Here is a 22,604-nt window from a genome sequence, read left to right on the forward strand (position 1 = left end):
GAGGAGGTGTGCCATGAAGCCGTTTGCCGAAACCAGCGTCGTTTGGCCGCAAGAGAAAACCGGACTGTCCGCCAGCGAATGCGAACGCAGCTTTTTGCTGCCGCAATTGATGGGTTCACTCGCCGGTGAAACCTGCGCGTTGACGGGCTCATTCAATCAACGTGAGCATCTGCCTTCGAGCCCGAACGGCTGGTTTTCCCGTGGGCTGAAGGCGTTGTTTGCTTAGGCTTTGCTCACCGCCGCCACTCTGCCCGCCGGCCCATGCTGGCGGCTGCTGATCAATCCGACGAAGGAAATCAGCAGCGCCAAGCCAATGGTCGAAGTCACTTCCAGGCGATGCTCAGGGGTGATCATCATCACTGCCAAAGCCGCACAGATGAAGGCGATGACCAGCCAGGTAAGCCAGGGAAACAGCCACATGCGCAGGGTCATTTCGACCTTTTCCCGTTCCAGTCGGCGGCGCATGCGCAACTGCGAAATGGCGATCACCAGATACACCAGCAAGGCGATTGCGCCGGAGCTGGCGAGCAGGAACTGGAACAGCCCGGCCGGCATGAAATAGCTGAGTAACGTCACGCCTGCGCCGATCACCGTGCTGGCGATCACCGCCGCGCGTGGCACGCCGGCCGCCGAAGTCACCTTCAATGCCGGCGGCGCATCGCCGCGTCGGCCCAGCGAATAGAGCATGCGCGAGGAAATGTAGATCGACGAGTTCATGCAACTGGCCACCGCGATCAACACCACCACGTCGACGAGGAATTTGGCGTTGGGGATGTTCATCAGTTCCAGTGCGCGCTGGTAGGAGCCGACCGAGGCTAGTTGCGGGTCATTCCACGGCACCACGGAAATCACCACGAAGATCGACAGCAGATAGAAGATGCCGATGCGCCAGATCACCGAGCGCGTGGCCTTGGCGATGTTCTGCGCCGGATTGTTCGACTCCGCAGCGGCAATGGTCACCGCTTCGGTGCCGATGAAACTGAACATGATGGTGATGAACGCGCCGACCACCGCCGACATGCCGTTCGGCGCAAAGCCGCCGTGCTCGGCCATCAGCGTGCTCAAGCCACTGGCTTCGCGTTCGGGAATCCAGCCCATCAGCACCGCAAAACCCAGACCGATGAAACCGATGATCGCGATGACCTTGGCCATGGCGAACCAGAATTCGAACTCGCCGTATTTCGACACGCTGAACAAATTGGTGATCACCAGCAGCACGATCGACAGCAAAGCGAACAACCAGGCATCGACCTGGGGAAACCACTGATTGAGCACATGCCCGGCGGCCAACGCTTCGATCGGAATCACCAGCACCCAGAACCACCAGTAGAGCCAGCCAATGGTGAACCCGGCCCAGCGGCCGATGGCTTGATCGGCGTAAGTGGAAAACGAGCCGGTGTCGGGATGGGCCACGGCCATTTCGCCAAGCATGCGCATCACCAGCACGACCAAAAGACCGGAGAACAGGTAAGCGAGCAGCACCGCAGGTCCTGCGGCGGCGATGGCGTGGCCTGAGCCAACGAAAAGTCCTGCGCCGATGATGCCGGCAATGGAAAGCATGGTGACGTGACGCGGTTTGAAACCTTGCGCCAACTGACCGTTGGAGTCCTTGGGGTTCAGGCTAGTCATGGGTTCTTATTGTTCTCATGATCGACGTTTGGGTCACTGACTGTGCGTCAGGCGATCATCATTTCCGGTGCCGACATCAGGCGAAAGCTGCGACGCAGACGCTTTGCCGACGAAATGATGCTTCACCTTACGTGGCCCGACCGCCGCCCAACTAGCCTGAGTGCGGCATGCCGATGTCTGATTTCGACATGCCACTCTCAGGCCACCATGAGTCGGCGGCAACCGCTGCGGCGATTTACAGCGTGTAGGAAATCCCCACCTGCACGGTTCGCGGCGCGCCCGGGTAGGCGTAAACGTTGCCGAAGGCGCCTTCTTCGTAGTCGCGGTCGAAGATGTTTTTCACATCGAGGTTGAGCCGTACTTTATCGTTGACCTTGTAGAAGCTCAGCAGGTCGACCACGGTGTAACTGCCCATGGAAAACGCGGTGTTGGCCGTCTGCCCCGCGCGCTCGTCGACGTATTTCAGGCCGGTGCCAAGGCCAAGGCCTTTGAGCGTGCCGTCCTGGAACTCGTACATATTGAGCAGGCTGAAGCTGTTCTTCGGAATGTTCAGCAGACGGGTGCCGGAGCGCAGCGTGTTGTCCTTGGTCACCTCGGCGTCGACGTAAGCGTAACCGCCGACTACTCGCCACTCCGGAGTGAGATTGCCGGTGACGTTGACATCGAAACCACGGCTGCGCACTTCACCGGCAGCGACGCTGAAGGTCGAATCTACCGGGTCGGTGGTCAGCACGTTGCGTTTTTCGATCTGGTAGATCGCCGCGTCGACGCTCAACTGCTGATCCAGTGCCTCCCACTTCACGCCCATCTCGTAGGACTTGCCTTTCTCTGGAGCGAAGCCGCCGCCTTCGCGACTGGCGCCGGTGTTGGGCTTGAACGAGCGCGCGGTGTTGGCGTAGACAGCCAGGGTTTCGGTCAGGTCGTAGGTGACGCCGATACGCGGGGTGACGGCGTTGTCGCTGGCCTGCCAGCTCTTGCCGCCGGGTACGTAGGTTTCGTAGTCATGCTCGAAGCGCTCGAAACGCGCACCGGCCAGCACCTTCAGCTTGTCGGTCAGGGCGACCTGATCCTGCACGAACGCTGCGTAGGTCTTGAGATTTTCTTTGTCATGAGTCGGCGTGCGGGTCAGCGCCGGGCGTGGCTGGCCGTAAACCGGATTGAAGATGTCGATCGGGTAGGCACTGACCGCGCCGCTGGAGCGCTGGATGATCGACTTGTAATCGTAATCTTCGTACTCGATGCCGGTGAGCAAGGTGTGCTGCAGACCGCCAGTATCAAAATGCCCGGTGAGGTTGAGCTGGGTGTCCTTGTCGGTCCATTCCAGCTTGCGGTAGTTGAAGTTGCGCCCCAGCGTGCGGCCGTCAGCGGCGATGCCGTTGGCCTCGATCGCGTTGCCCTTGAGCGAGCCGTCGAGCCACTGGAAACCACCGCCGAGGGTCCAGTCATCGTTGAGCATGTGCTCGAAACGCAACTGCGCCATGTTGTTGTCGTTGTGCAGCTTGCCGACGTCCTTCTCGCCAAAGAAGGTATCGCGCGAGGCAGTGCCGATCTGCGCCGGGTAGCGCGTCACGCCACGATCGAGCGGCGCGTTGTTGCGCATGAAGTCGCCTTCGAAAATCAGCTTGGTCGCATCGGTGGCCTGCCAGGTCAGCACCGGCGTGATGCCGTAGCGCTCGGTCTCGACATGATCGCGGAAGGTGTCGCCGCCCTCGCCCACCACATTCAAGCGATAGGCCAGGCGCCCTTCTTCATCGAGCGGACCGGAAGCGTCGAGGGTGCCGCGCTTCATGCCTTGGTCGTTCAACTGGCTGCCTAACGTAACGGTGCGCTCGGGCAACGGCTGTTTCGACACCACGTTGAAGGTACCGCCTGGGTCGCCACGGCCATAGAGCATGGTCGCCGGACCGCGCAGTACTTCCAGACGCTCGATGGTGTTGGCGTCGGGCATGTTCGGGTAGCCACGGTTGATCGGGAAACCGTTGCGGTAGAACTCACCCGTAGTGAAGCCACGCACGGTGAACGTGGTCAGGCCCTGCCCACCGAAATTGTTCGCCCGCCCGACGCCGCCGGCGTAATCCAGCGCATCCTGCAAACGCGTCGCGCCGAGGTCTTCAACGGCATCCTTGGTCACCACGCTGATCGATTGCGCGGTTTCATGAATCGAGGTGTCGGTGCGCGTGGCGCTGGCCGAACGGGTCGCGCGGTAGCCTTGCACCGGGCCGTCTGCCCGTTCGTAATCCGCTGTGCCGACCACATCGGTGGCTTCCAGCTCAAGCGTTGAAGAAGTCGGTTCGGCTGACTCAGCCCACGAGGAAGAAGACAACGCCTGCAGCACACAAATGGAAAGCAGAGTTCGACGCATGAGGTGAAAACCTTTACGAATAGGCCAGAACGAAGGGCAAAACCGCCAGTGAAAACGTCGCGCATGGTATACGGTCGCATTAGTAATTGAAACGTATTCCTATTTGTCATGTTGATCAGGATTGGTGAGCGGGATTCATCATTCCATCCTGAAACCGCGCATTATCAGCAGCGCGTCGATGGCCTAGGCTCGTAGAGATCCGACGTCAATCGATGGCTGCGCCGCGCTACGTGTGCGCCGCCAGCCTGTCTGAAAGGAGTTCGCAGATGAAATTCGACACCCCGGCCGGCTCCAATCCGATCGACCAGCTGAACGTCATCGGCCAACCTGCCGACCGCATCGACGGCAAGCTGAAAACCACCGGCACCGCCCCCTATGCCTACGAGCAAAACGCAGCGGTGCCGGACGCCGCCTATGGCTATATCGTCGGCGCCGGGATCGGCAAGGGGCGCATTGCCTCGATCAATTCGACGCAAGCGCGGGAAGCGTCCGGGGTGATTGCCATCGTCACTTACGAAAACGCCGGGGCATTGGCCAAAGGGGAGTTTTACGTAGCCAGGGCCTTGGCCGGGCCGCAGGTCGATCACTATCACCAGGCCGTGGCGATTGTCGTCGCAGACACTTTTGAACAGGCGCGCGCGGCCGCCGGCTTGCTCGACATCCGCTACGTGGCCGAGCCAGGTTCATTCGATCTGGCGGCTGCGAAAGACTCCGCAACCCCACCGCCACCGGCCGGTTTCGGCCCGCCGCCGCAGACCAGCGTCGGTGACTTCGAAGGCGCCTTCTACGCTGCGCCAGTGCAAATCGATCAGCACTACAGCACGCCTGACCAGGCCCACGCGATGATGGAACCGCACGCAACCATTGCCCGTTGGAGTGGCACGCAGTTGACCTTGTGGACATCGATCCAACAGATCAACTGGGGCGTGCGCGATCTGGCGAAAACCCTCGGCATCGCCAAGGAAGATGTGCGCCTGATCTCGCCATATATCGGCGGTGGTTTCGGCGGTAAGGGCACGATTCTTTGCGACGCAGTGTTGGCATCCCTGGCGGCTCGACATGCCGGGCGACCGGTGAAAGTCGCGCTGCCGCGGCCGCTGATGTTCAACAACCTGACCCATCGTCCGGCGACGCTTCAGCGCCTGCGCATCGGTGCCAACCGTGACGGCGTGATCACGGCGATCGGCCACGAGAGCTGGTCGGGCAATCTGCGCGGCGGACGCGCCGAAGCGGCCACCGCGTCAACCCGCTTGCTTTACGCCGGGGCCAATCGCATGACTCGTTTGAATCTCGCCGTGCTCGATCTCGCCGAGGGTTCGGCGATGCGCGCGCCGGGCGAGGCACCGGGGATGATGGCGCTGGAAATCGCCATGGATGAACTGGCGGAAAAGCTGCAGATGGATCCGCTGCAACTGCGCATCCTCAACGACTCGCAGGTCGATCCGGAGCAACCGGCGCGGCCGTTCTCCAAACGGCAGTTGGTGGAATGCCTGAACACTGGCGCCGAACGCTTTGGCTGGCGTCAGCGCAACCCTCAACCCGCTCAGCGCCGTGAGGATGGCTGGCTGATCGGCATCGGGCTGGCCTCGGCGATTCGCGGCGCACCGACCACCGCTTCGGCGGCACGCGTGCGTCTCGATCGTCAAGGCGTCATCACCGTGGAAACCGACATGACCGACATCGGCACCGGCAGTTACACCATCATCGCCCAGACCGCCGCCGAAATGATGGGCGTGCCGCTGGACCGTGTCGTGGTGCACTTGGGCGATTCGCGGTTTCCGGAATCGTCGGGCTCCGGCGGCCAGTGGGGAGCCGCCTCCTCCACTGCCGGCGTGTATGCCGCGTGCATGAAACTGCGTGAAGCCGCTGCTCGCGCCGTCGGTTTTGACCCGCAGCAAACCGAGTTTGTCGATGCACAGATTCGCGCAGGCTCGCAGCAGGTTGCCTTGGCTCAGGCCGCAGCCAGTGGCGAGCTGACGGGCGAGGACCGCATGGAATACGGCGATCTGGCCGAGCGTTTTGCCCAGCAGACCTTCGGCGCGCATTTCGCCGAGGTCGCGGTCAATGCGGCGACCGGCGAAATTCGCCTGCGCCGGCAACTGGCCGTGTGCGCCGCCGGGCGCATCCTCAACCCGAAAACCGCGCGCAGCCAGATCATCGGCGGCATGACCATGGGCGCTGGTGCGGCATTGATGGAAGAGATGGCGGTGGACCATCGAATCGGCTTTTTCGTCAATCACGATCTGGCCGGATACGAGGTGCCGGTGCACGCCGACATTCCCCATCAGGAAGTAATCTTTCTCGATGAAGTCGATCCGTATGCAACCCCGTTGAAAGCCAAAGGCGTCGGCGAGCTGGGTATCAGCGGCGCCGCGGCGGCCATCGCCAACGCGATCTATAACGCGTGTGGCGTACGGGTGCGCGATTATCCGATTACGCTGGATAAACTCATCGGCGAGTTGTCCTACCCGGTCTAAGACTCGATCGCGCAGGATATCGCCCATGTACCCCACCACCCCCGATGGCCACTATTTTGTGGTCAAGCAACAGCTGTGGCGTTGCAGCAACCCATCGCTGCCAGCCGCCAAGCGTGAGGCGTTTGTAACCGAACTCATGTCAGCGCGGCGTGCGGTCAAAGAGGCGAAGCGTGCGGAGGATGCACAGGCGTTGAAGTCGGCGAGAGCTCGCGTCAACGACGCCAAAGTCGCGCTGGGTGAACGCGGGCCGGTGTGGTGGGATGACGGCAGCCCGGACTACAACCGTTTCAAGGTGAGCAATACACCGTATGCGCAGTGGTTTGCCCAACTGCCTGAAGAGGAAAAGTCCCCTGACTGAATGTTGAGTGGCCTGATCCGGTACTCCCTGGACATAACTGCGACAACCACCGCAAATCCCTGTGGGAGCTGGCTTGCCAGCGATGAGGTCAGCACATCCAGCATTGATGTAGCAGATATACCGCCATCGCTGGCAAGCCAGCTCCCACAGGGATTGGGGATTGAATCAAGATCGGTGGTTCACTCATACAGGGACCTGCGGCGAAGCTCAGACTCGCAAAAGCTGCCGGGTCATCGCCATTGAGGTTTCCAGCGACTGTCCGGTGCGCTGCAGTTTGTTCAGCAGACTCGCGCCGAGCCAGAGCTGATACAGCGTCTCTGCCAACTTCCGCGCATCGCCCTCGGGCAAGCTTTTGTCATTTTGGCCTTGTTCGATGCATTCGGTGATGCGCGCGACGATGCGTTCGGCGCCGTCGCGCAAGGTCAAGCGCATTGATTCGGACAGGTCGGCGACTTCGGCGCTGAGTTTCACCACCAGGCATTCATCGCCGTGGCCTTCGAGGGTGCAGCGGTTCTGCCAGCCCTGCCAGTAATCCATCAAACGCTCGAACGCAGTCAGCCCAGGCAATGTCAGGCGGCGCTCCATGTCGGCGAGGTAGTCGACGAAGTAATCCTCGAGCAGCGCCTGGCCATACAACTCCTTGGATTTGAAGTAGTGATAGAACGAGCCCTTGGGCACGCCAGCGGTCTGCAGGATCTCGTTGAGGCCGACGCTGGTGAAGCCCTTCTCGGCCATCATCCGGTGGCCGGTGTCGAGTAAGTGTTGGCGGGTGTCGTCAAAGGTCGGCTTCATGGTGCGCAAAATTCCAGACAATAGACCAGTCGTATACTTCTCAAGGCCGGGAGTTTGCCATAACCGACGAGCAAAAACATTTTCTGAAAAAATTACTAGACGACTGGTCTAATTGGAACCTATGCTGCGCCCCGAGACACAAATTCATGCGGTGCCGACGCTGAGCGAATTCCTCGCCCTGTGCCGATGCCTGACCAAACCAAGGGTGCTCTATGAAAATCTTGATGGTTCTGACTTCCCACGATCAACTCGGCAACACCGGCAAGAAAACCGGCTTCTGGCTGGAAGAGTTCGCCGCGCCCTACTACGCCTTCAAGGACGCCGGCGCCGACGTCACGCTGGTATCGCCTGCCGGCGGCCAGCCGCCGCTCGATCCGAAAAGCGATGAGCCAAGCGCGCAGACTGCCGAAACCGATCGCTTCCGCGCTGATCCGGCTGCACAACAGGCACTCGCCACCACTGGCCGTTTGGCTGACGTGAAGGCCGAAGATTTCGACGCCGTGTTCTACCCAGGCGGCCACGGCCCGCTGTGGGATCTGGCCGAAGACAAGGCCTCGATTGCACTGATCGAAGCCTTCGACCGCGCCAACAAACCTCACGGTTTTGTCTGCCACGCACCCGGCGTGTTGCGTCATGTGGTGCGCGCTGACGGCCAGCCGATCGTCAAAGATCGCGACGTCACCGGTTTCACCAACGCCGAAGAAGCTGCTGTTGGTCTGACTGACGTGGTGCCGTTCCTCATCGAAGACGAATTCCAGCGTCTGGGCGGGCGCTATTCGAAAGTCGCCGATTGGCAGGTGCATGTGGTGGCTGACGGTCAACTGGTCACCGGCCAGAACCCGGCCAGCTCCGCCGCCGTTGCCGAAAAGCTGTTGAAGATGCTCGGCTGAATCCCTCGCTCTACCCCGATCAACGCCGCGTGCGTACCGCCCGGCGTTGTTTTTTTGCCCAGTCACTAGTCGACTGGTCTAATCAGATTCCAGGCTTACTCCATGAAAAACGCTTTCTTCACGCCTGCCAAATTGGGCGCACACACCCTGAAAAACCGCATCGTCCTGCCACCTCTCACCCGCCAGCGCAGCACGCAACCGGGCAATGTCGCCAACGAATTGATGGCCGAGTATTACCAGCAGCGCGCCGGTGCCGGTTTGCTGGTCACCGAAGGCACGCAGATCGAACCGCGTGGCCAGGGTTATGCGTGGACGCCGGGCATTCACACGCCGGAGCAGATCGCCGGTTGGCGCAAAGTCACCGAGGCGGTGCACGCGGTGGATGGCGTGATCTTCGCCCAGCTTTGGCACGTCGGTCGGGTCTCGCACACGGCGTTGCAGCCTAATGGTGATGCGCCGGTGTCGGCCTCTGCGGTGGCGACGGACCGCGTCAGCGTGTTCATCGAAACCGCGCTTGGTGTCGGTGAACTGGTGCCACCGTCTGCTCCGCGCGCGCTGAGCACCGATGAAGTGCAGGAACTGATTCAGCTGTACATCCAGGCCGCGCGCAACGCGATGGATGCAGGTTTCGACGGCATCGAACTGCATTGCGCCAACGGTTATCTGGTCAACCAGTTCATCTCCGCTCACAGCAACCTGCGCACCGATCAGTACGGCGGCTCGCTGGATAATCGCTTGCGCTTTTTGCGCGAAGTGGTGGCCGGTGTTGCCGAATGCATCGGCAAGGACAAGGTCGGTGTGCGTTTCGCACCGTTGTTCACTACCACCGATGAAGCGCGGACGTATCTGGGCCTGGTCGAGGAAGATCCGCACAGCACTTACATTGCCGCGATCAAGATTCTCCAAGACGTCGGCATCGCCTACCTGTCGATCGCCGAAGCCGACTGGGACAACGCGCCAGCGATGCCGCAGACCTTTCGCCAGGCCGTGCGCGACACCTTCAGCGGCGCGATCATTTATGCCGGTCGCTACACCGCCAAAACCGGCGCGCAATTGCTTGAGTCGGGGCTGGCCGATCTCGTTGCGTTTGGCCGACCGTTCATGGCCAACCCGGATCTGCCGGCGCGTATTGCCAATGACTGGCCGTTGAATCAGTTGAATCCGGCAACGGTGTATGGCGGTGGTGCCGAGGGTTATATCGATTACCCGACCTACCCCGCCTAAGAACCCAAAACAAGTTCCTGTGGGAGCGAGCCTGCTCGCGAAGGCGGTGGGTCAGTCAGCACTTGTATTGACTGACAGGACGCTTTCGCGAGCAGGCTCGCTCCCACAATAGGATGTCAGTGGCCGCTAAAACCTATACATAACAAACAATCTGTATAACTATTGGAGTTCGAATCGTTCACCGGACTTAGCTCCATGCCCCCTGCCCACCGCTTGCTCCTGATCCTCGGTGACCAGCTGTCTTTCGACCTGGCCTCCCTGCAGCCACTCGATCCCCAGCAAGACCTGCTGCTGATGGTCGAGGTCATGGAGGAAGCGACCCACGTCGCTCATCATCCGCAAAAGATCGCTCTGATCTTCAGCGCCATGCGCCACTTTGCCGAGGCGTTGCGCGATAAAGGCTACCGCGTCCAGTACGTCCGCCTCGACGACCCGGATAACAGCGGCTCCATCCCCGGCGAACTGCAGCGCTGGCAAACCCTCACCGGCGCCGAACAGATTCATATCACCGAATGCGGCGACTGGCGCCTTGAGCAGTCAATCAAAGATTCGGGCTTGCCCGTGCACTGGCATTCAGACCGCCGTTTCCTCTGCTCCCGCGAAGAGTTCTCCCATTGGGCCAGCGGCAAGAAGCAGCTGCGCATGGAGTTTTTCTACCGCGAGATGCGGCGCAAGAGTCGGCTGCTGCTGAACGGGGACGGTACGCCGGTCGGCGGTGCGTGGAATTTCGATGCGGAGAATCGCAAGGCGCTGCCCAAACACGCCAAACCGCCCTACCCGGCACGTTTCGCCAATGACGCAATCACCCAAGAGGTGCTGGCGTTGGTCGGCGAGCGCTTCGCCAGCCATTACGGCACGCTGGACGACTTCAACTACCCGGTGACCCACGCCGACGCAAAGGCCTTGTGGCAATACTTTCTCGACTATGCGCTGGCCGGTTTCGGTGATTACCAGGACGCCATGGCCAGTGATGAACCGTTTCTGTTTCACGCGCGGATCAGTGCCGCGCTGAACATCGGCCTGCTCGATTTGCGTCAGCTGTGCAGCGATGTCGAGGCGGCTTACTGGTCGGGGAGCATCGGCCTCAATGCTGCCGAAGGCTTCATTCGGCAGTTGATCGGCTGGCGCGAATACGTGCGCGGTGTGTACTGGCTGAAGATGCCGGATTACGCCGAGGGCAATGTGTTTGGCAACACGCGCCCGCTGCCGGAGTTCTACTGGACGGGTGAAACGCAGATGAACTGCATGCGCCAGGCCATCGGCCAAAGCCTGCAACATGCCTACGCTCACCACATCCAGCGGCTGATGGTCACTGGTAACTTCGCCTTGCTCGCCGGGATTGCGCCGAAGGAAATCTGTGAATGGTATCTGGCGATCTACATGGACGCCTTCGACTGGGTCGAACTGCCCAACACCCTGGGCATGGTCATGCATGCCGACGGCGGTTATCTCGGCTCCAAGCCTTACTGCGCCAGCGGCCAGTACATCAATCGAATGTCGGATTACTGCGGCGACTGCGCCTACAAGGTCAAGGAAAGCAGCGCGGACGATGCCTGCCCGTTCAATGCGCTGTACTGGCATTTCCTCATGCGCCACGGCGACATCCTGCGCGGCAATCAGCGCATGGCCATGATGTACAAGAACCTTGATCGCATGCCGCTGGCCAAGCAGGACGCGCTGTGGCAACGCGGGCAGATGCTGTTGGCGAAACTGGATAGCGGCGAAGCTTTCTAGTGCGCCTCAGGCCTGCCCGGCCATCCCGTTGCGCCCCGCCGCTTTCGCGCGGTACAGCGCCTGATCGGCGGTCTGGATCAACGCCGGCAGCGAATCCAGCTGAGCGCCCGTCCCTACCGCCATGCCGATACTCACCGTGATCCGAGCAAACGGACTACCCGGGTGGGCAATGTTCGCCTGCTGCAAACGCTCGAGCATCAGTTGCGCCACCACCGTAGCACCGGCGCTGTCGGTGGCCGGCATGATCACCGCCATTTCCTCGCCACCGTAGCGCGCGACCAGATCCGAGGGGCGTCGCACGCAGCCTTCAAGAATCTTGCTGACCGCTTGCAGGCAGGCATCGCCGGCGACGTGGCCCAAGGCATCGTTGAACAATTTGAAGTGGTCGATATCGATCATCAGCAAGGCCAGCGAAGTCCCGTCACGCTGCGCGCGCCGCGCTTCCACCGTCAGGGTCTCATCGAAACAGCGGCGGTTGGCCAGGCCGGTCAGCGCGTCCTTCAGCGCCAGTAATTCCAGCTGCCGATTGGACGCGAGCAATTGCTGCTGGGCATCGCGCAAGGCTTCTTCGGCCTCGGTGCGGCGGCGGATATCAAGGATCAGGAACCAGCCGATCAACCCGGTCAGCCCCAGCAGCCCGATCACCACCACCGCCGAAAGCGCCGCTTCGATGCGCCACGCCGCCAGCGCTTCGTCCTTGCCCAGAGCCACGGTGGTGATCAGCGGCAGCGTTTCGCTTTTGCGGAACGCGTACAGCCGCTCGACACCGTCGAGGCTGGAGGTGTAGGAGGCAGTGCCGACCGAGCGGTCAACGAGGTATTTGGCGTAGATCGGCGATTTGGAGAAGTTGCGGCCCATGTCCTGCTCGCGGAACGGATAGCGGACCAGCAGCGTGCCATCGGTGTACGACAGGCCTATCGCGCCGTCCTGGCCAACGTCGAGTTTGCCGAACACCCGCAGAAAGTTTTCCACCCCCAGCGTCACTGCTACAACGCCAGCGAACTGGCCACCGGCGTCATTGAAGCGCCGACTGATGGTCACCACCCATTCGTGATTGGCACGGCTCTGGATCGGCGGGCCAATGAACGGCTCGCGGCTGCGGTTTTCACGGTGGTGAATGAAATAGGCGCGGTCGCTGCTGTTGGCGCCCTCCGGAATCGGTCGGTTGGAGGACATCAGCCAATGCCCGTTCCGGTCATAGATGATGATGCCGCTGAGCTGTGGCATCAGCGGCTGCTGGCGGTCGATCAGGCTCTGGATGCGCTGAATCTGCGCCGGGCCGTTGCCCTCGGTTTCCAGACGTTCGACCAGTCCGAGCAAGAGCAGCGAGCTTTGCCGGACAATGCCTTCGGTGTAGGTGTTGAGCGCCTGGGTCAGGTTCAGGCCATGCACATCGACCTCGGCCAGCGCACGCTCACGCGAAGACCAGACTTTCCAGATCGTCAGCGAAGTCAGGGAACAGCCGATCACCAGCAGCAGGAGCATTACAAGGCGAGTATCACGCTTCACGTCAGTACCTTAAGGAAGTCCGGGATCCATTCCAGCCATCATTCGAACGTCGGCACTCACGGCGGCCACGTGTTCCGGGGCGCAAGCATACAAGCAGTGTGCAGCGGCTGCAGCAACAGAGTGTGCAGCGCTAAGCGGCAGGTGCGGCGGGTTTGAGGATTTCCACGAGAAAATCGATGAACACGTTGATCCGGCTCGATCCACGGTGGTTGGGCAGGTACAGCGCGTTGATGCAACTGCTGGCACTGCCGGGATTGACCTCGTAGTGCTCAAGCAAGCGCGTCAGGCGCCCGGCGGCGACGTCGTCGCGCACCAGCCAGTCGGCCAGCAGCGCCACCCCGCCACCGCCAATTGCCGCTTCGCGCAGGATGTCGGCGTTGTTGCTTTGCAGGCGGCCCGCAACGTTGAGCTGAATCGGCTCTTCGTCGCCCTGAAAGGTCCAGTGATGATGGCTGCCGCCGTAATCGAAACGCAGGCATTGGTGCTCAAGCAGATCCCGCGGATGTTCGAGCACGCCGCTGCGCGCCAGATAATCCGGGCTGGCGACAATCCAACGCTGAAACTGCCCGACGCGTTTGCTGACGATATCTTCGCTGACCACCGTCGAGCCGAGCCGCACTGAAACGTCGATCTGCTCGCTGAGCAAATCGCTGACCTGATCGCTCAGCGACAGGCTGATCTCCAGCCCGGGATGGCGTTCAAGCAGGCGACTCAGGTGCGGCGCGATCAGCCGGCGGCCAAACTCCACCGGCACGCTGATGCGCAAGCGGCCTTGGGCATCACTGCCACGATCGGCGACCACCGCGTCGGCTTCGTCGATGGCATCGAGAATCGCCACGGCCTTCTCGAAATAGGTTTGACCGGCGACGGTCACGCTGGTGTTGCGCGTGGTGCGATTGAGCAGGCTGGCGCCCAACTCGTTTTCCAGCCCCGCCACTTGCCGTGTCACCGAAGACGTCGAAATCCCAAGCTTGCGCGCCGCCGAGGAATAGCCCCCGCAGCGCACGGTTTCAACAAACATCTTCAAGGCCAGCAACTTGTCCATAAGCGGGATCCGGTGGTGAGGGAACGCCGCTGATTGTGCATCAGTGCTCGCCACACGTCTTGTATCGTCGTGCTTGCCGGGCCTCATCGCGACCTCAGCCATCAGCCTTGCGGCTCAGGAACAACGCCAGCGCCAACGCCGGCAACACCGCTACGGCGACGGCCGAGAGGTTCCAGCCGAAGTGTTCGTACAGCGGGCTGGCGACCAGTGAACCAAGCGCGCCGCCGACGAAGATGCTGGTCATGTACACCGCATTCAGGCGGGCGCGGCTGTGCGGGTCGAGGGCGTAGACCTCGCGCTGGCCGAGGACCATGTTCAACTGCACGGCAAAATCCAGCAGCACCGCACACACCACCAGCCACACGTAACCACTGCCCGGCAGCGCGGCGATCAACAGTGACAGCGGCGCCAGCAGCAACGCCACCAAGGTACCGCGACGACCGTGCCCGGCATCGGCCAGACGCCCGGCAATCGGCGCGGCAATCGCACCCACCGCGCCGACCAGAGCAAAGATCGCCACCTGCGCCTGGCTGAAACCGTGGTGACGCATCAGCTCAATTGGCGCGAGAGTCCAGAACAGGCTGAAACTGGCGAACAGCAAACCCTGATACAGCGAACGCTGGCGCAACACAGGAAAGCGCCGGGCCAGAGCAAACACCGAACCGATCAACGCGACATAGGTGGCTTTGTGCGTCGGCACCCGGCGCGGCAATGCCACAGCGGTAATCAACGCGATCACCGCCATCAGTGCCGCCGCGCTGTAAAACACCCCGCGCCAGCCGAACACTTCAACCAACAGGCTCGACAGCGGCCGCGACAGCAGAATCCCCAACAACAGGCCGCTCATGATGTTGCCGACCACGCGGCCCCGGCTGGCCTCCGGCGCCAGGTGCGCGGCCAGCGGCACGAGAATCTGCACTGCCACCGAAGTCAGGCCGATCAGCAAAGAGAGCAGCAGGAACAGCGACGGCGACTGAGTCAGGCCAGCACACAGCAGCGTCACACTCGCAGCGAGGGTGAAGCCGACCACCAGACGGCGGTTTTCCATGAGGTCGGCCAGCGGCACCAGCAGCAACAAGCCCAGCGCGTAACCGAACTGCGTCAGCGACACGATCAGGCTGGCATTGGCGCTGGACAGGCCGATCTGCGGCGCGATCAGTTCGACGATGGGTTGTGCGTAATACAGGTTGGCGACGACCGCGCCGCAGCAAAATGCCAGAAACGCGACCATCAGGCCGGAGAGTGAAGCAGGCTGTTCGGCCGGGGCCGCAACGGCAGGGTTGCCCGTAAGCATGGTGACACCTCGTTGAGTTCGGGAAAGAAAGTTGTGCCAAGGCTACGGTCAGCCGGCGGGGGCGAGAATCCGTGCCACTGACAACGCACTGATGCGTGGCGCGCAACGTTGCTTGTGGCGCAACGCGCTGTTGCGCGGGCCGGTGATTCTCCGCTGCAAGGGTCTTCTCTACGCTTTGGCCCTGGCGCTGACGTCCGCATCGGCGCCCTTCCCGGCTGCTACAAGGAGCGTTTCTATGACCCGCACTGCACTCGTCCTGCCACTGTCCGCCGCGTTTTTCTGCCGACCATGAACAGCCATTTGCTCAAATCCAGAACCCTGTGGATCAGCGTCGGCGTGCTCGCGGTGCTCGGCCTGATCGTCGCCGTCGCGCTGATGTGGCGCCCGGCGATCGCACCAATCAAACGGCCGACGTCATTCGATACTGCGCAGTTGCAACGCGGCGCACGGGTGGTCGAGGCCGGTGACTGCGCGGTCTGCCACACCCGCCCCGGCGGCGAATACCTGGCCGGCGGGCTGCCGCTGGTGACGCCGTTCGGCACGCTGTACAGCACCAACATCACTCCAGATGCGCAGACCGGGATCGGCGAGTGGTCATTGCCGACCTTCGAGCGGGCGATGCGCGAAGGCATTGCCCGCGACGGCCACTTTCTCTACCCGGCCTTTCCTTACGTGCACTACCGGCGCATGAGCTCCGAAGACATCGCCGACGCCTATGCCTACTTGATGAGCGGCCCCGCCGTACACGCCCCGGCGCGGCAGAACCAAATGAATTTCCCGATGAACATCCGCCCGCTGGTGTCGTTCTGGAACCTGCTGTTTCTGCATGGCGAGCCGCTCACGCCGCTGGCCGAACACAGCGCGGCATGGAATCGCGGACGCTATCTGGTCGACGGCCCGGGCCACTGCGCCGGCTGCCATTCACCGCTGAACCTGATCGGCGCGGAGAAATCCTCGGAGTATCTGCAGGGCGGCAGCGTTGATGGCTGGGAAGCGCCGGCACTGGTCGGCCTCCAGCAACGCGCCAATCCATGGAATCGCGAGCAATTGGTCGGCTACCTGCGCGCTGACGTGGTCGATGGTCACGGCACACCCGCCGGCCCGATGCGTCCGGTCAGCCTGAGTCTGGCGCGCTTGCCGGCCAGTGAAGCCGAAGCGATTGCCGACTACCTGCTGAGCCTGCAAAGCCCGCACGCGGTGACCGAAATCACCCCGAAAAAGCCGCCGAGCAGTCCAGCGGATCACAGCACCGGCGCCCTGCTCTTCAGCAGCGCCTGCGCCGGATGTCACGCACCCGCCGCGCCGATGCGTGAAATCGACGGCCGCCCAGGCCTGGAAAGCACCTCGGCGCTACAAGCGGCCAGCCCGCGCAACTTTCTCAAGACCGTGCTCGAAGGCGTGCCCGCCATTCCCGGCGCGCCCGGCCCGGTGATGCCGCCGTTCGCCGCCAGCCTCGATAACGCCCAGCTCGGCGCACTGGCGGCGTATTTGCGCGAGCAAGCCAGACCCGAGCAGCCATGGACCGACCTTTCTTCCACTATTGAAGCGTTACGTCAGGAGACGAAATGAGCCAGATCACTCTCACCGTCAATGGAGCCGCCCAAGCGCTGGAGCTGGAGCCGGACATGCCGCTGCTGTATGCGCTGCGCAATCACTTGAACCTCAACGGCGCCAAGTACGGCTGCGGCCTGGGCCAGTGCGGCGCGTGCACGGTGATCGTCGACGACCAGCCGGTGTTCGCCTGCCTCACACCCTGCGCAGGCCTTGAGGGGAAAAAGATCCGCACCGTGGAGAGCCTCGGCAGCGCAGAAAAACCCGGCCCGTTGCAAACGGCATTCATCGACAAGCAAGCGGCGCAATGCGGTTACTGCATCGCCGGCATGCTGATGCGCGCGCAGGCGTTGCTCGAACGTGATCCGCACCCGGACGAACAAACCATTCGTGAGCACATGGCCGGCAATCTGTGCCGTTGCGGCACGCACTTGCGCATCATCGAGGCGATCAAACAGGTGGCCGGGCACAACGGGAGCCGGACATGAGCGACGCTAACGGCTTGAACCCCAGCCGCCGGGCCTTCCTGCGCGGCGGCGCGTTGCTCATGGCTTTTACCCTGATGCCAATGGCGCGGCGGGCCTTGGCCGACACCGAAGTCGACACCCTCGGCACCGTAGTGCTGGCCCCCGATCTGCCCGGCAGCCTGCGCACCAACCCTTACCTGGACGCGTGGATTCGCATCGGTGCCGACGGCATCACCGTGTACACCGGCAAAGTCGAACTGGGCACTGGAGTGAAAACCGCGTTACTGCAAATCGCCGCCGAGCGTTTGCAGGTGCCGGCCAGCGCAATCAACTTGCTCACCGCCGACACCGCGCTGACGCCCAACGAAGGCTACACCGCCGGCAGCCACAGCATTTTCGACAGCGGCACCGCGCTGTACAACGCTGCCGCGCAGGTGCGGGAAATGCTCGTCGATGCCGCTGCGCGCAGTTGGCAAGTCGATGCTGCACAACTGAGCACTCGCGACGGCATAATCCAAGGCCCCAGCGGGCAACGCATGGCTTATGCCGAAGCAGTCAAGCATGTCGATGTGCACCAATACGCCAAGACACAATCACCGGCGATGGCAGCGGCCGACTTCAAACTGATCGGGCACAACCTGCCGCGTCTGGACATCCCGGCCAAGGTCAGCGGCGGCGCGGCATTCGTCCAGGACATGCGGCTGCCGGGCATGCTGCATGCGCGGGTGATTCGCCCGCCGCGTCCCGGCTGCACGCTTCAGGCGTTCGATGCCGCGTCCATAGAGGCGTTGAACGGCGTGGTCAAAGTGATTCGCGACGGCAACTATCTGGCCGTGGTCGCCGGTGATGAGTGGCAAGCGATCAAGGCCATGCGCGCCGGCATGGAAAGTGCCAAGTGGAGTGGTGGCGAGGCGATTCCCGAATCCGCCGGGATTCACGATTTGCTCAAGCAGCTGCCCTCCAAGCGCTATCCGATCAGCAATAACGGCAATCACGGCGGCGTGACCGAAACGCGCTTCAAAGCGCGGGTCACCAAGCAGTATTTGATGCACGGCTCGATCGGCCCGTCCTGTGCGGTGGCCTGGTTTAACGATGGCGTGCTCACGGTGTGGACCCACACCCAGGGCGTCTATCCACTGCGCGCCGGTATCGCCGAAATGCTGCGTCTGCCGCCGGAGCGTGTGCGCTGCATTCATACCGAAGGCTCGGGCTGTTATGGCCACAACGGCGCCGATGATGCCGCCGCCGATGCCGCGCTGATCGCGATGCGCCTGCCGGGCACGCCGGTGCGCGTGCAATGGATGCGCGAGCAGGAAAACCTTTGGGAGCCGTACAGTTCGGCGATGGTCACCGAAGTCGATGCCAGCCTCAGCCACGGCCGTTTGCAGGACTGGAACTACGAGCTGTGGACCACGCCGCACAACGAACGCATCGTCAATGCCGGTCGCCTGCTGCCGGCACGCCTGTTGGCGAAACCCTTCGCCTCGGCGCCGTCGGTACCGATTGCCCAGCCCGAAGGTGACGGTGATCGCAACGCGGTGCCGCTGTATGAACTGGGCGCGACGCGGATCAACATGAATTTCGTCACCACCATGCCGTTCCGCACTTCGGCCATGCGCTCGCTGGGTGCGCACATCAACATCTTCGCCATCGAGGCGGGTATTGATGAGTTGGCGGTCAAGGCCGGGCTCGATCCGGTGGCATTGCGTCTGGCGCATCTGCGCGACCCGCGTGCCCGGGCTGTGATTGAGCGCGTGCGTGACGAAATCGGCTGGCCCCACAAGAGCAACGAGCCCGGCGCGGGGATCGGTTTCGCCTTCGCCCGCTACAAGAACATCATGGGTTACTGCGCCCTCGCGGTGAAACTGCGGGTGCATCCGCAGACCGGCGAAATTCGCGTCGATCATGTGGTGACGGCGGTCGACGTCGGCCAGATCGTCAGCCCCGATGGCCTGCGCAATCAGGTCGAGGGCGGCATTGTCCAGTCGACAAGCTGGACGCTCTACGAAAAAGTCGCCTACGACGCCGGCGGCATTCGCAGCTACGACTGGAGCGGTTATCCGATTCTGCGTTTCACCCAATTGCCGAAAAAAGTCGATGTGCATTTGCTTGATCAACCGGGCGAACCCTTCCTCGGTGCTGCCGAAATCGTCCAAGGGCCAATGGCTGCTGCCCTCGGCAACGCGGTCAGCAATGCCACCGGCCGGCGCTGGCTGAACCTGCCGCTGACCCGCTCGACCCAACCCTCCTGAACCACGCCCGCGCTCGTCATGGATGAGCGCGGGTGCCGTTGCGTTGCGCGCAAAACTGCGTAGCGCCGGCCACGGATTATCAGCCCCGCCGCCCCCGGTTAAGTTACCTGCACAGCGCGCGGCACTTGGCTGCCGCGCTTGAACCCTAGTCATCGACATCCGGAGCTACCCATGACCCGTCGCCTGTTCCAACCGATCGCCCTTGGCCCTTACACCCTTGCCCACCGCGTAGCGATGGCGCCCCTGACGCGCTCGCGCGCTGGCCAGCCGGGCGACGTGCCGACTGCAATGAACGCCGAGTACTACCGCCAACGCGCCAGTGCTGCGCTGATCATCACCGAGGCCACGCAGATCTCCCAACAGGGCCAGGGCTATGCGTGGACGCCGGGGATCTACACCGATGCGCAAGTCCAGGCGTGGCGCGAAGTCAGCACGGCGGTGCACGCAGCGAACGGTCTGATCTTCATGCAGTTGTGGCACGTCGGCCGGGTTTCCCACCCGAGTTTCCAGCCTGACGCCGGTTTGCCGGTGGCGCCAAGTGCCCTGCCAGTGCCGGGCAAGACCTTTATCGTCGATGAACAAGGCAACGGCGTGTGGGGTGATGTGCCGGTACCGCGCGCCCTCGAAACTGCGGAAATCGCCGACATCGTCGAAGACTACCGCCGCGCTGCGCGTAACGCGTTGAACGCCGGCATGGACGGCGTGGAGATCCATGCCGGCAACGGTTATCTGCTCGACCAGTTCCTCAACAGCAACAGCAACCAGCGCGACGACGCCTACGGCGGTAGCGTGGAAAACCGTGCGCGGTTTCTGCTCGAAGTGGTCGCCGCCGTCGCTGATGAAGTCGGTGCCGAGCGCGTCGGCGTGCGTCTGACGCCAATGGGCCGCTTCATGGGCATGGGCGATGACACGCCCGAAGCGACCTTCGGTTATCTGGTCGAAGCGCTCAACCAGTGGAATCTGGCCTACCTGCACCTGGTCGAGCCGGCCATGGTCGGCACGGTCAAGGACGAAAACTTTGATCCGCGCTGGGACGCGATCATTGCCCAGTTGCGCCAGACCTGGAACGGCGTGCTGATCCTCGCTGGCGGTTACGACGCCGAGTCCGCCGAACAGGCGTTGAACGCCGATCGCGCCGACATCATCGCCTTTGGCCGGCCATTCCTGGCCAACCCGGATCTGCCGCGTCGGCTGCACGATGGGCTTGAGCTGAACACACCGGATCCGAGCAGTTTTTTCGGCGGTGATCAGCGTGGTTACGTCGATTATCCGTTTCACGCTTGAGTTTCTGAGGCGAAGTGCTGGCGTTCGGCTTTGGTATCGCGCCGGATTCACCCCTCACCCCAGCCCTCTCCCCAGGGAGAGGGAGCTGATCTATGGAGCATTCAGAACCGGAGTTCGACCCGATATCAGCGCCTGGCGTAAATCGCCCAAACAACTCGGTCAGTCCCCTCTGGGAGAGGGTTAGGGTGAGGGCGCCTCGATGACTGGCAACGATGCCGTCATCGAAGCGTGACACACCGCCAGAATCTCATCGGCCAGCGCCGAGTCATCCGGACAGGCCCGCGACAGCATGATCGCCCCGACCGCGCGGGCCAGCAGATCGATCATCCGGGTTCGGCCCTCACCTTGCGGTGCATCCGCTGCCGTCGGGTATTTCTCGCCGAGCGTCCGTAACGTGCGCTCGATGCCTTCAGCGAACGCCGCTTTTACGTCCCCGGACTGTCGCGCCGCATCGCCGCACAGCGCCGCCATAGTGCAACCGGTGGAACGGCCGTCGCGATGGTCGCGGGACACGTACACGTCGATGAAATCCTGCACGCTCATGCTTTCGGCGGCGGCCGTGGACTGCGCCAGGCTATTGGCCGAGGCTTCGGCCATCAGGTCGGCCTTGGAGCCGAAGTGTTTGTAGAAACCGCCGTGAGTAAAACCGGCGGCCGCCATCAGGTCAGCCACGCCGACCCCGTCATAACCGCGTTCGCGGAACATCACTGATGCCGTTTCGACAATGTGCTCGCGATTGGCCTGAGCCTGAGCTTTGGATACGCGCATGTTGAATCCTCCAGCGCTGAAAAATCATGGCTCGATGATACATAGATGTTAGCCATAATCAAAACCGTTGACAGTTTAGATTTGGATCATCATCCTAAAAGCCCGCAATCAGTCTTCACCTGAAAAAGAGCCAACACCATGACTACTCGCCCTACTGTTCTGATCACTGGCGCCTCCACCGGCATAGGCGCCGTCTACGCCGCACGTTTCGCCCAGCGCGGGCACGATCTGCTGCTGGTCGCCCGTGACCAGTCGCGCCTGGACACCCTTGCTGCCGGTTTGCGCGCTGAACACAACGTCCATGTCGAAGTGCTACAGGCCGACCTGACGCAACTGAGCGATCTGCAAACCGTCGAGGCGCGTCTGCGTGACGACGCGCGCATCGGCATTCTCGTCAACAATGCCGGCGCAGCGCAGTCCGGCACCTTCATCGAGCAGAGCACCGACAGCGTGGCGCAACTGGTCGCGCTTAACACCACCGCGTTGGTGCGGCTGGCTAGCGCCATCGCCCCGCGCTTGGCCAAGGCCGGCGACGGCGCGATCATCAACATCGGCTCGGTGGTGGGCCTGGCGCCGGAGTTCGGCATGTCGGTGTATGGCGCGACCAAGGCGTTCGTGCTGTTCCTCTCTCAAGGCCTGAGCCTGGAACTGTCGCCACAAGGCGTGTATGTGCAAGCGGTCCTGCCCGCCGCCACCCGCACGGAAATCTGGGACCGCGCCGGTATCGACATCAACACCCTCACCGACATCATGGAAGTCGGCGACATGGTCGATGCAGCGCTGGTCGGCTTCGACCGTCGCGAAGTCGTGACCATCCCGCCGCTGCACGAGGGCGAGCGCTGGGATGCCCTGCAAACCGCGCGGCAGGGCCTGTTGGGGCAGATCCGCCAAGCGGCCGTGGCGCCACGTTATCTGCCTCAAGCCTGACTTCAACCGGACCCGCCGCCAGTGCGGCGGGTTTCTACCGA

General features: G+C 62.4%; 18 protein-coding genes. 11 read left to right on the forward strand and 7 right to left on the reverse strand.

The annotated features are described in order from the left end of the window. Nucleotides 1-13 precede the first annotated feature (13 nt). Nucleotides 14-226 (forward strand): hypothetical protein, encoded by a 213-nt coding sequence (locus tag AB9L16_RS13335; protein WP_041480326.1) that lies wholly within the window; start codon nucleotides 14-16, stop codon nucleotides 224-226. Here the strand turns inward: AB9L16_RS13335 and gabP are convergent. Next, entirely contained in the window at nucleotides 223-1,629 is a 1,407-nt protein-coding gene (gabP, locus tag AB9L16_RS13340) for a GABA permease (protein WP_236168789.1), read from the reverse strand. The genes AB9L16_RS13335 and gabP overlap by 4 nt on opposite strands. Nucleotides 1,630-1,864: 235 nt before the next feature. After that, entirely contained in the window at nucleotides 1,865-3,991 is a 2,127-nt protein-coding gene (locus tag AB9L16_RS13345; RefSeq protein ID WP_056786113.1) for a TonB-dependent siderophore receptor, read from the reverse strand. Nucleotides 3,992-4,257: 266 nt separating this feature from the next. Here AB9L16_RS13345 and paoC point away from each other — a divergent pair, with 266 nt between their 5' ends. Next, complete coding sequence (paoC, locus tag AB9L16_RS13350) at nucleotides 4,258-6,468, forward strand: aldehyde oxidoreductase molybdenum-binding subunit PaoC (protein ID WP_375123739.1); 2,211 nt, start codon at nucleotides 4,258-4,260, stop codon at nucleotides 6,466-6,468. Between the two features lie 25 nt (nucleotides 6,469-6,493). Further along, complete coding sequence (locus AB9L16_RS13355; protein ID WP_258706720.1) at nucleotides 6,494-6,826, forward strand: hypothetical protein; 333 nt, start codon at nucleotides 6,494-6,496, stop codon at nucleotides 6,824-6,826. A 207-nt stretch (nucleotides 6,827-7,033) separates the two neighbouring features. Here the strand turns inward: AB9L16_RS13355 and AB9L16_RS13360 are convergent, their stop codons facing one another. Beyond that, nucleotides 7,034-7,618 carry a TetR/AcrR family transcriptional regulator gene (locus tag AB9L16_RS13360; protein WP_056786121.1) on the reverse strand — a complete coding sequence of 195 codons (585 nt, stop codon included), beginning with the start codon at nucleotides 7,616-7,618 and terminating at the stop codon, nucleotides 7,034-7,036. Between the two features lie 212 nt (nucleotides 7,619-7,830). Between AB9L16_RS13360 and AB9L16_RS13365 the strand changes: the two genes are divergently transcribed. The 3 genes from AB9L16_RS13365 to AB9L16_RS13375 all read left to right on the forward strand — a co-directional run bounded on the left by AB9L16_RS13365 (nucleotide 7,831) and on the right by AB9L16_RS13375 (nucleotide 11,466). Beyond that, nucleotides 7,831-8,508: a type 1 glutamine amidotransferase domain-containing protein gene (locus AB9L16_RS13365; RefSeq protein ID WP_150635214.1), complete on the forward strand. Its 678-nt coding sequence runs from the start codon at nucleotides 7,831-7,833 to the stop codon at nucleotides 8,506-8,508. A 102-nt stretch (nucleotides 8,509-8,610) separates the two neighbouring features. Then, the gene (locus tag AB9L16_RS13370; protein WP_375123740.1) at nucleotides 8,611-9,732 is read left to right on the forward strand and encodes an alkene reductase; all 1,122 of its coding nucleotides are present in this window, start codon (nucleotides 8,611-8,613) and stop codon (nucleotides 9,730-9,732) included. Between the two features lie 195 nt (nucleotides 9,733-9,927). Beyond that, nucleotides 9,928-11,466: a cryptochrome/photolyase family protein gene (locus tag AB9L16_RS13375; protein ID WP_375123741.1), complete on the forward strand. Its 1,539-nt coding sequence runs from the start codon at nucleotides 9,928-9,930 to the stop codon at nucleotides 11,464-11,466. 6 nt (nucleotides 11,467-11,472) lie between these two features. On the opposite strand, the gene AB9L16_RS13380 is transcribed toward AB9L16_RS13375, so the two are convergent. The 3 genes from AB9L16_RS13380 to AB9L16_RS13390 all read right to left on the reverse strand — a co-directional run bounded on the left by AB9L16_RS13380 (nucleotide 11,473) and on the right by AB9L16_RS13390 (nucleotide 15,314). Next, on the reverse strand, nucleotides 11,473-12,975 hold the full coding sequence (locus AB9L16_RS13380; protein ID WP_256809843.1) for a sensor domain-containing diguanylate cyclase: 1,503 nt from the start codon (nucleotides 12,973-12,975) through the stop codon (nucleotides 11,473-11,475). Nucleotides 12,976-13,105: 130 nt separating this feature from the next. Next, on the reverse strand, nucleotides 13,106-14,020 hold the full coding sequence (locus AB9L16_RS13385) for a LysR family transcriptional regulator (protein WP_041480316.1): 915 nt from the start codon (nucleotides 14,018-14,020) through the stop codon (nucleotides 13,106-13,108). A 94-nt stretch (nucleotides 14,021-14,114) separates the two neighbouring features. After that, nucleotides 14,115-15,314 (reverse strand): MFS transporter, encoded by a 1,200-nt coding sequence (locus AB9L16_RS13390; protein WP_375123742.1) that lies wholly within the window; start codon nucleotides 15,312-15,314, stop codon nucleotides 14,115-14,117. Between the two features lie 300 nt (nucleotides 15,315-15,614). Between AB9L16_RS13390 and AB9L16_RS13395 the strand changes: the two genes are divergently transcribed. From AB9L16_RS13395 to AB9L16_RS13410, 4 genes are all read left to right on the forward strand, one after another. Continuing rightward, the gene (locus tag AB9L16_RS13395; RefSeq protein WP_375123743.1) at nucleotides 15,615-16,883 is read left to right on the forward strand and encodes a c-type cytochrome; all 1,269 of its coding nucleotides are present in this window, start codon (nucleotides 15,615-15,617) and stop codon (nucleotides 16,881-16,883) included. Next, nucleotides 16,880-17,353: a (2Fe-2S)-binding protein gene (locus AB9L16_RS13400; RefSeq protein ID WP_258706726.1), complete on the forward strand. Its 474-nt coding sequence runs from the start codon at nucleotides 16,880-16,882 to the stop codon at nucleotides 17,351-17,353. Before AB9L16_RS13395 ends, AB9L16_RS13400 begins: the two co-directional genes overlap by 4 nt. Further along, nucleotides 17,350-19,584: a molybdopterin cofactor-binding domain-containing protein gene (locus AB9L16_RS13405; RefSeq protein WP_375123744.1), complete on the forward strand. Its 2,235-nt coding sequence runs from the start codon at nucleotides 17,350-17,352 to the stop codon at nucleotides 19,582-19,584. The genes AB9L16_RS13400 and AB9L16_RS13405 overlap by 4 nt, the downstream gene beginning before the upstream one ends. A 171-nt stretch (nucleotides 19,585-19,755) precedes the next feature. After that, on the forward strand, nucleotides 19,756-20,868 hold the full coding sequence (locus AB9L16_RS13410; protein ID WP_056786154.1) for an alkene reductase: 1,113 nt from the start codon (nucleotides 19,756-19,758) through the stop codon (nucleotides 20,866-20,868). A gap of 180 nt (nucleotides 20,869-21,048) precedes the next feature. On the opposite strand, the gene AB9L16_RS13415 is transcribed toward AB9L16_RS13410, so the two are convergent. Then, on the reverse strand, nucleotides 21,049-21,636 hold the full coding sequence (locus tag AB9L16_RS13415; RefSeq protein ID WP_095180066.1) for a TetR/AcrR family transcriptional regulator: 588 nt from the start codon (nucleotides 21,634-21,636) through the stop codon (nucleotides 21,049-21,051). A gap of 138 nt (nucleotides 21,637-21,774) precedes the next feature. Between AB9L16_RS13415 and AB9L16_RS13420 the strand changes: the two genes are divergently transcribed. Then, the gene (locus tag AB9L16_RS13420) at nucleotides 21,775-22,563 is read left to right on the forward strand and encodes an SDR family NAD(P)-dependent oxidoreductase (RefSeq protein WP_375123745.1); all 789 of its coding nucleotides are present in this window, start codon (nucleotides 21,775-21,777) and stop codon (nucleotides 22,561-22,563) included. Nucleotides 22,564-22,604: the final 41 nt, after the last annotated feature.

Origin of the sequence: Pseudomonas sp. LW8 (assembly GCF_041956865.1) — a bacterium.
Lineage (GTDB): Bacteria > Pseudomonadota > Gammaproteobacteria > Pseudomonadales > Pseudomonadaceae > Aquipseudomonas > Aquipseudomonas siliginis.

What these genes read in the sequence shown, in the direction of transcription:
- AB9L16_RS13335 (WP_041480326.1), top strand. Translation starts at nt 14, where the DNA reads ATGAAGCCGTTTGCCGAAACCAGCGTCGTTTGGCCGCAAGAGAAAACC.
- gabP (WP_236168789.1), bottom strand. Translation starts at nt 1,629, where the DNA reads ATGACTAGCCTGAACCCCAAGGACTCCAACGGTCAGTTGGCGCAAGGT.
- AB9L16_RS13345 (WP_056786113.1), bottom strand. Translation starts at nt 3,991, where the DNA reads ATGCGTCGAACTCTGCTTTCCATTTGTGTGCTGCAGGCGTTGTCTTCT.
- paoC (WP_375123739.1), top strand. Translation starts at nt 4,258, where the DNA reads ATGAAATTCGACACCCCGGCCGGCTCCAATCCGATCGACCAGCTGAAC.
- AB9L16_RS13355 (WP_258706720.1), top strand. Translation starts at nt 6,494, where the DNA reads ATGTACCCCACCACCCCCGATGGCCACTATTTTGTGGTCAAGCAACAG.
- AB9L16_RS13360 (WP_056786121.1), bottom strand. Translation starts at nt 7,618, where the DNA reads ATGAAGCCGACCTTTGACGACACCCGCCAACACTTACTCGACACCGGC.
- AB9L16_RS13365 (WP_150635214.1), top strand. Translation starts at nt 7,831, where the DNA reads ATGAAAATCTTGATGGTTCTGACTTCCCACGATCAACTCGGCAACACC.
- AB9L16_RS13370 (WP_375123740.1), top strand. Translation starts at nt 8,611, where the DNA reads ATGAAAAACGCTTTCTTCACGCCTGCCAAATTGGGCGCACACACCCTG.
- AB9L16_RS13375 (WP_375123741.1), top strand. Translation starts at nt 9,928, where the DNA reads ATGCCCCCTGCCCACCGCTTGCTCCTGATCCTCGGTGACCAGCTGTCT.
- AB9L16_RS13385 (WP_041480316.1), bottom strand. Translation starts at nt 14,020, where the DNA reads ATGGACAAGTTGCTGGCCTTGAAGATGTTTGTTGAAACCGTGCGCTGC.
- AB9L16_RS13390 (WP_375123742.1), bottom strand. Translation starts at nt 15,314, where the DNA reads ATGCTTACGGGCAACCCTGCCGTTGCGGCCCCGGCCGAACAGCCTGCT.
- AB9L16_RS13400 (WP_258706726.1), top strand. Translation starts at nt 16,880, where the DNA reads ATGAGCCAGATCACTCTCACCGTCAATGGAGCCGCCCAAGCGCTGGAG.
- AB9L16_RS13405 (WP_375123744.1), top strand. Translation starts at nt 17,350, where the DNA reads ATGAGCGACGCTAACGGCTTGAACCCCAGCCGCCGGGCCTTCCTGCGC.
- AB9L16_RS13410 (WP_056786154.1), top strand. Translation starts at nt 19,756, where the DNA reads ATGACCCGTCGCCTGTTCCAACCGATCGCCCTTGGCCCTTACACCCTT.
- AB9L16_RS13415 (WP_095180066.1), bottom strand. Translation starts at nt 21,636, where the DNA reads ATGCGCGTATCCAAAGCTCAGGCTCAGGCCAATCGCGAGCACATTGTC.
- AB9L16_RS13420 (WP_375123745.1), top strand. Translation starts at nt 21,775, where the DNA reads ATGACTACTCGCCCTACTGTTCTGATCACTGGCGCCTCCACCGGCATA.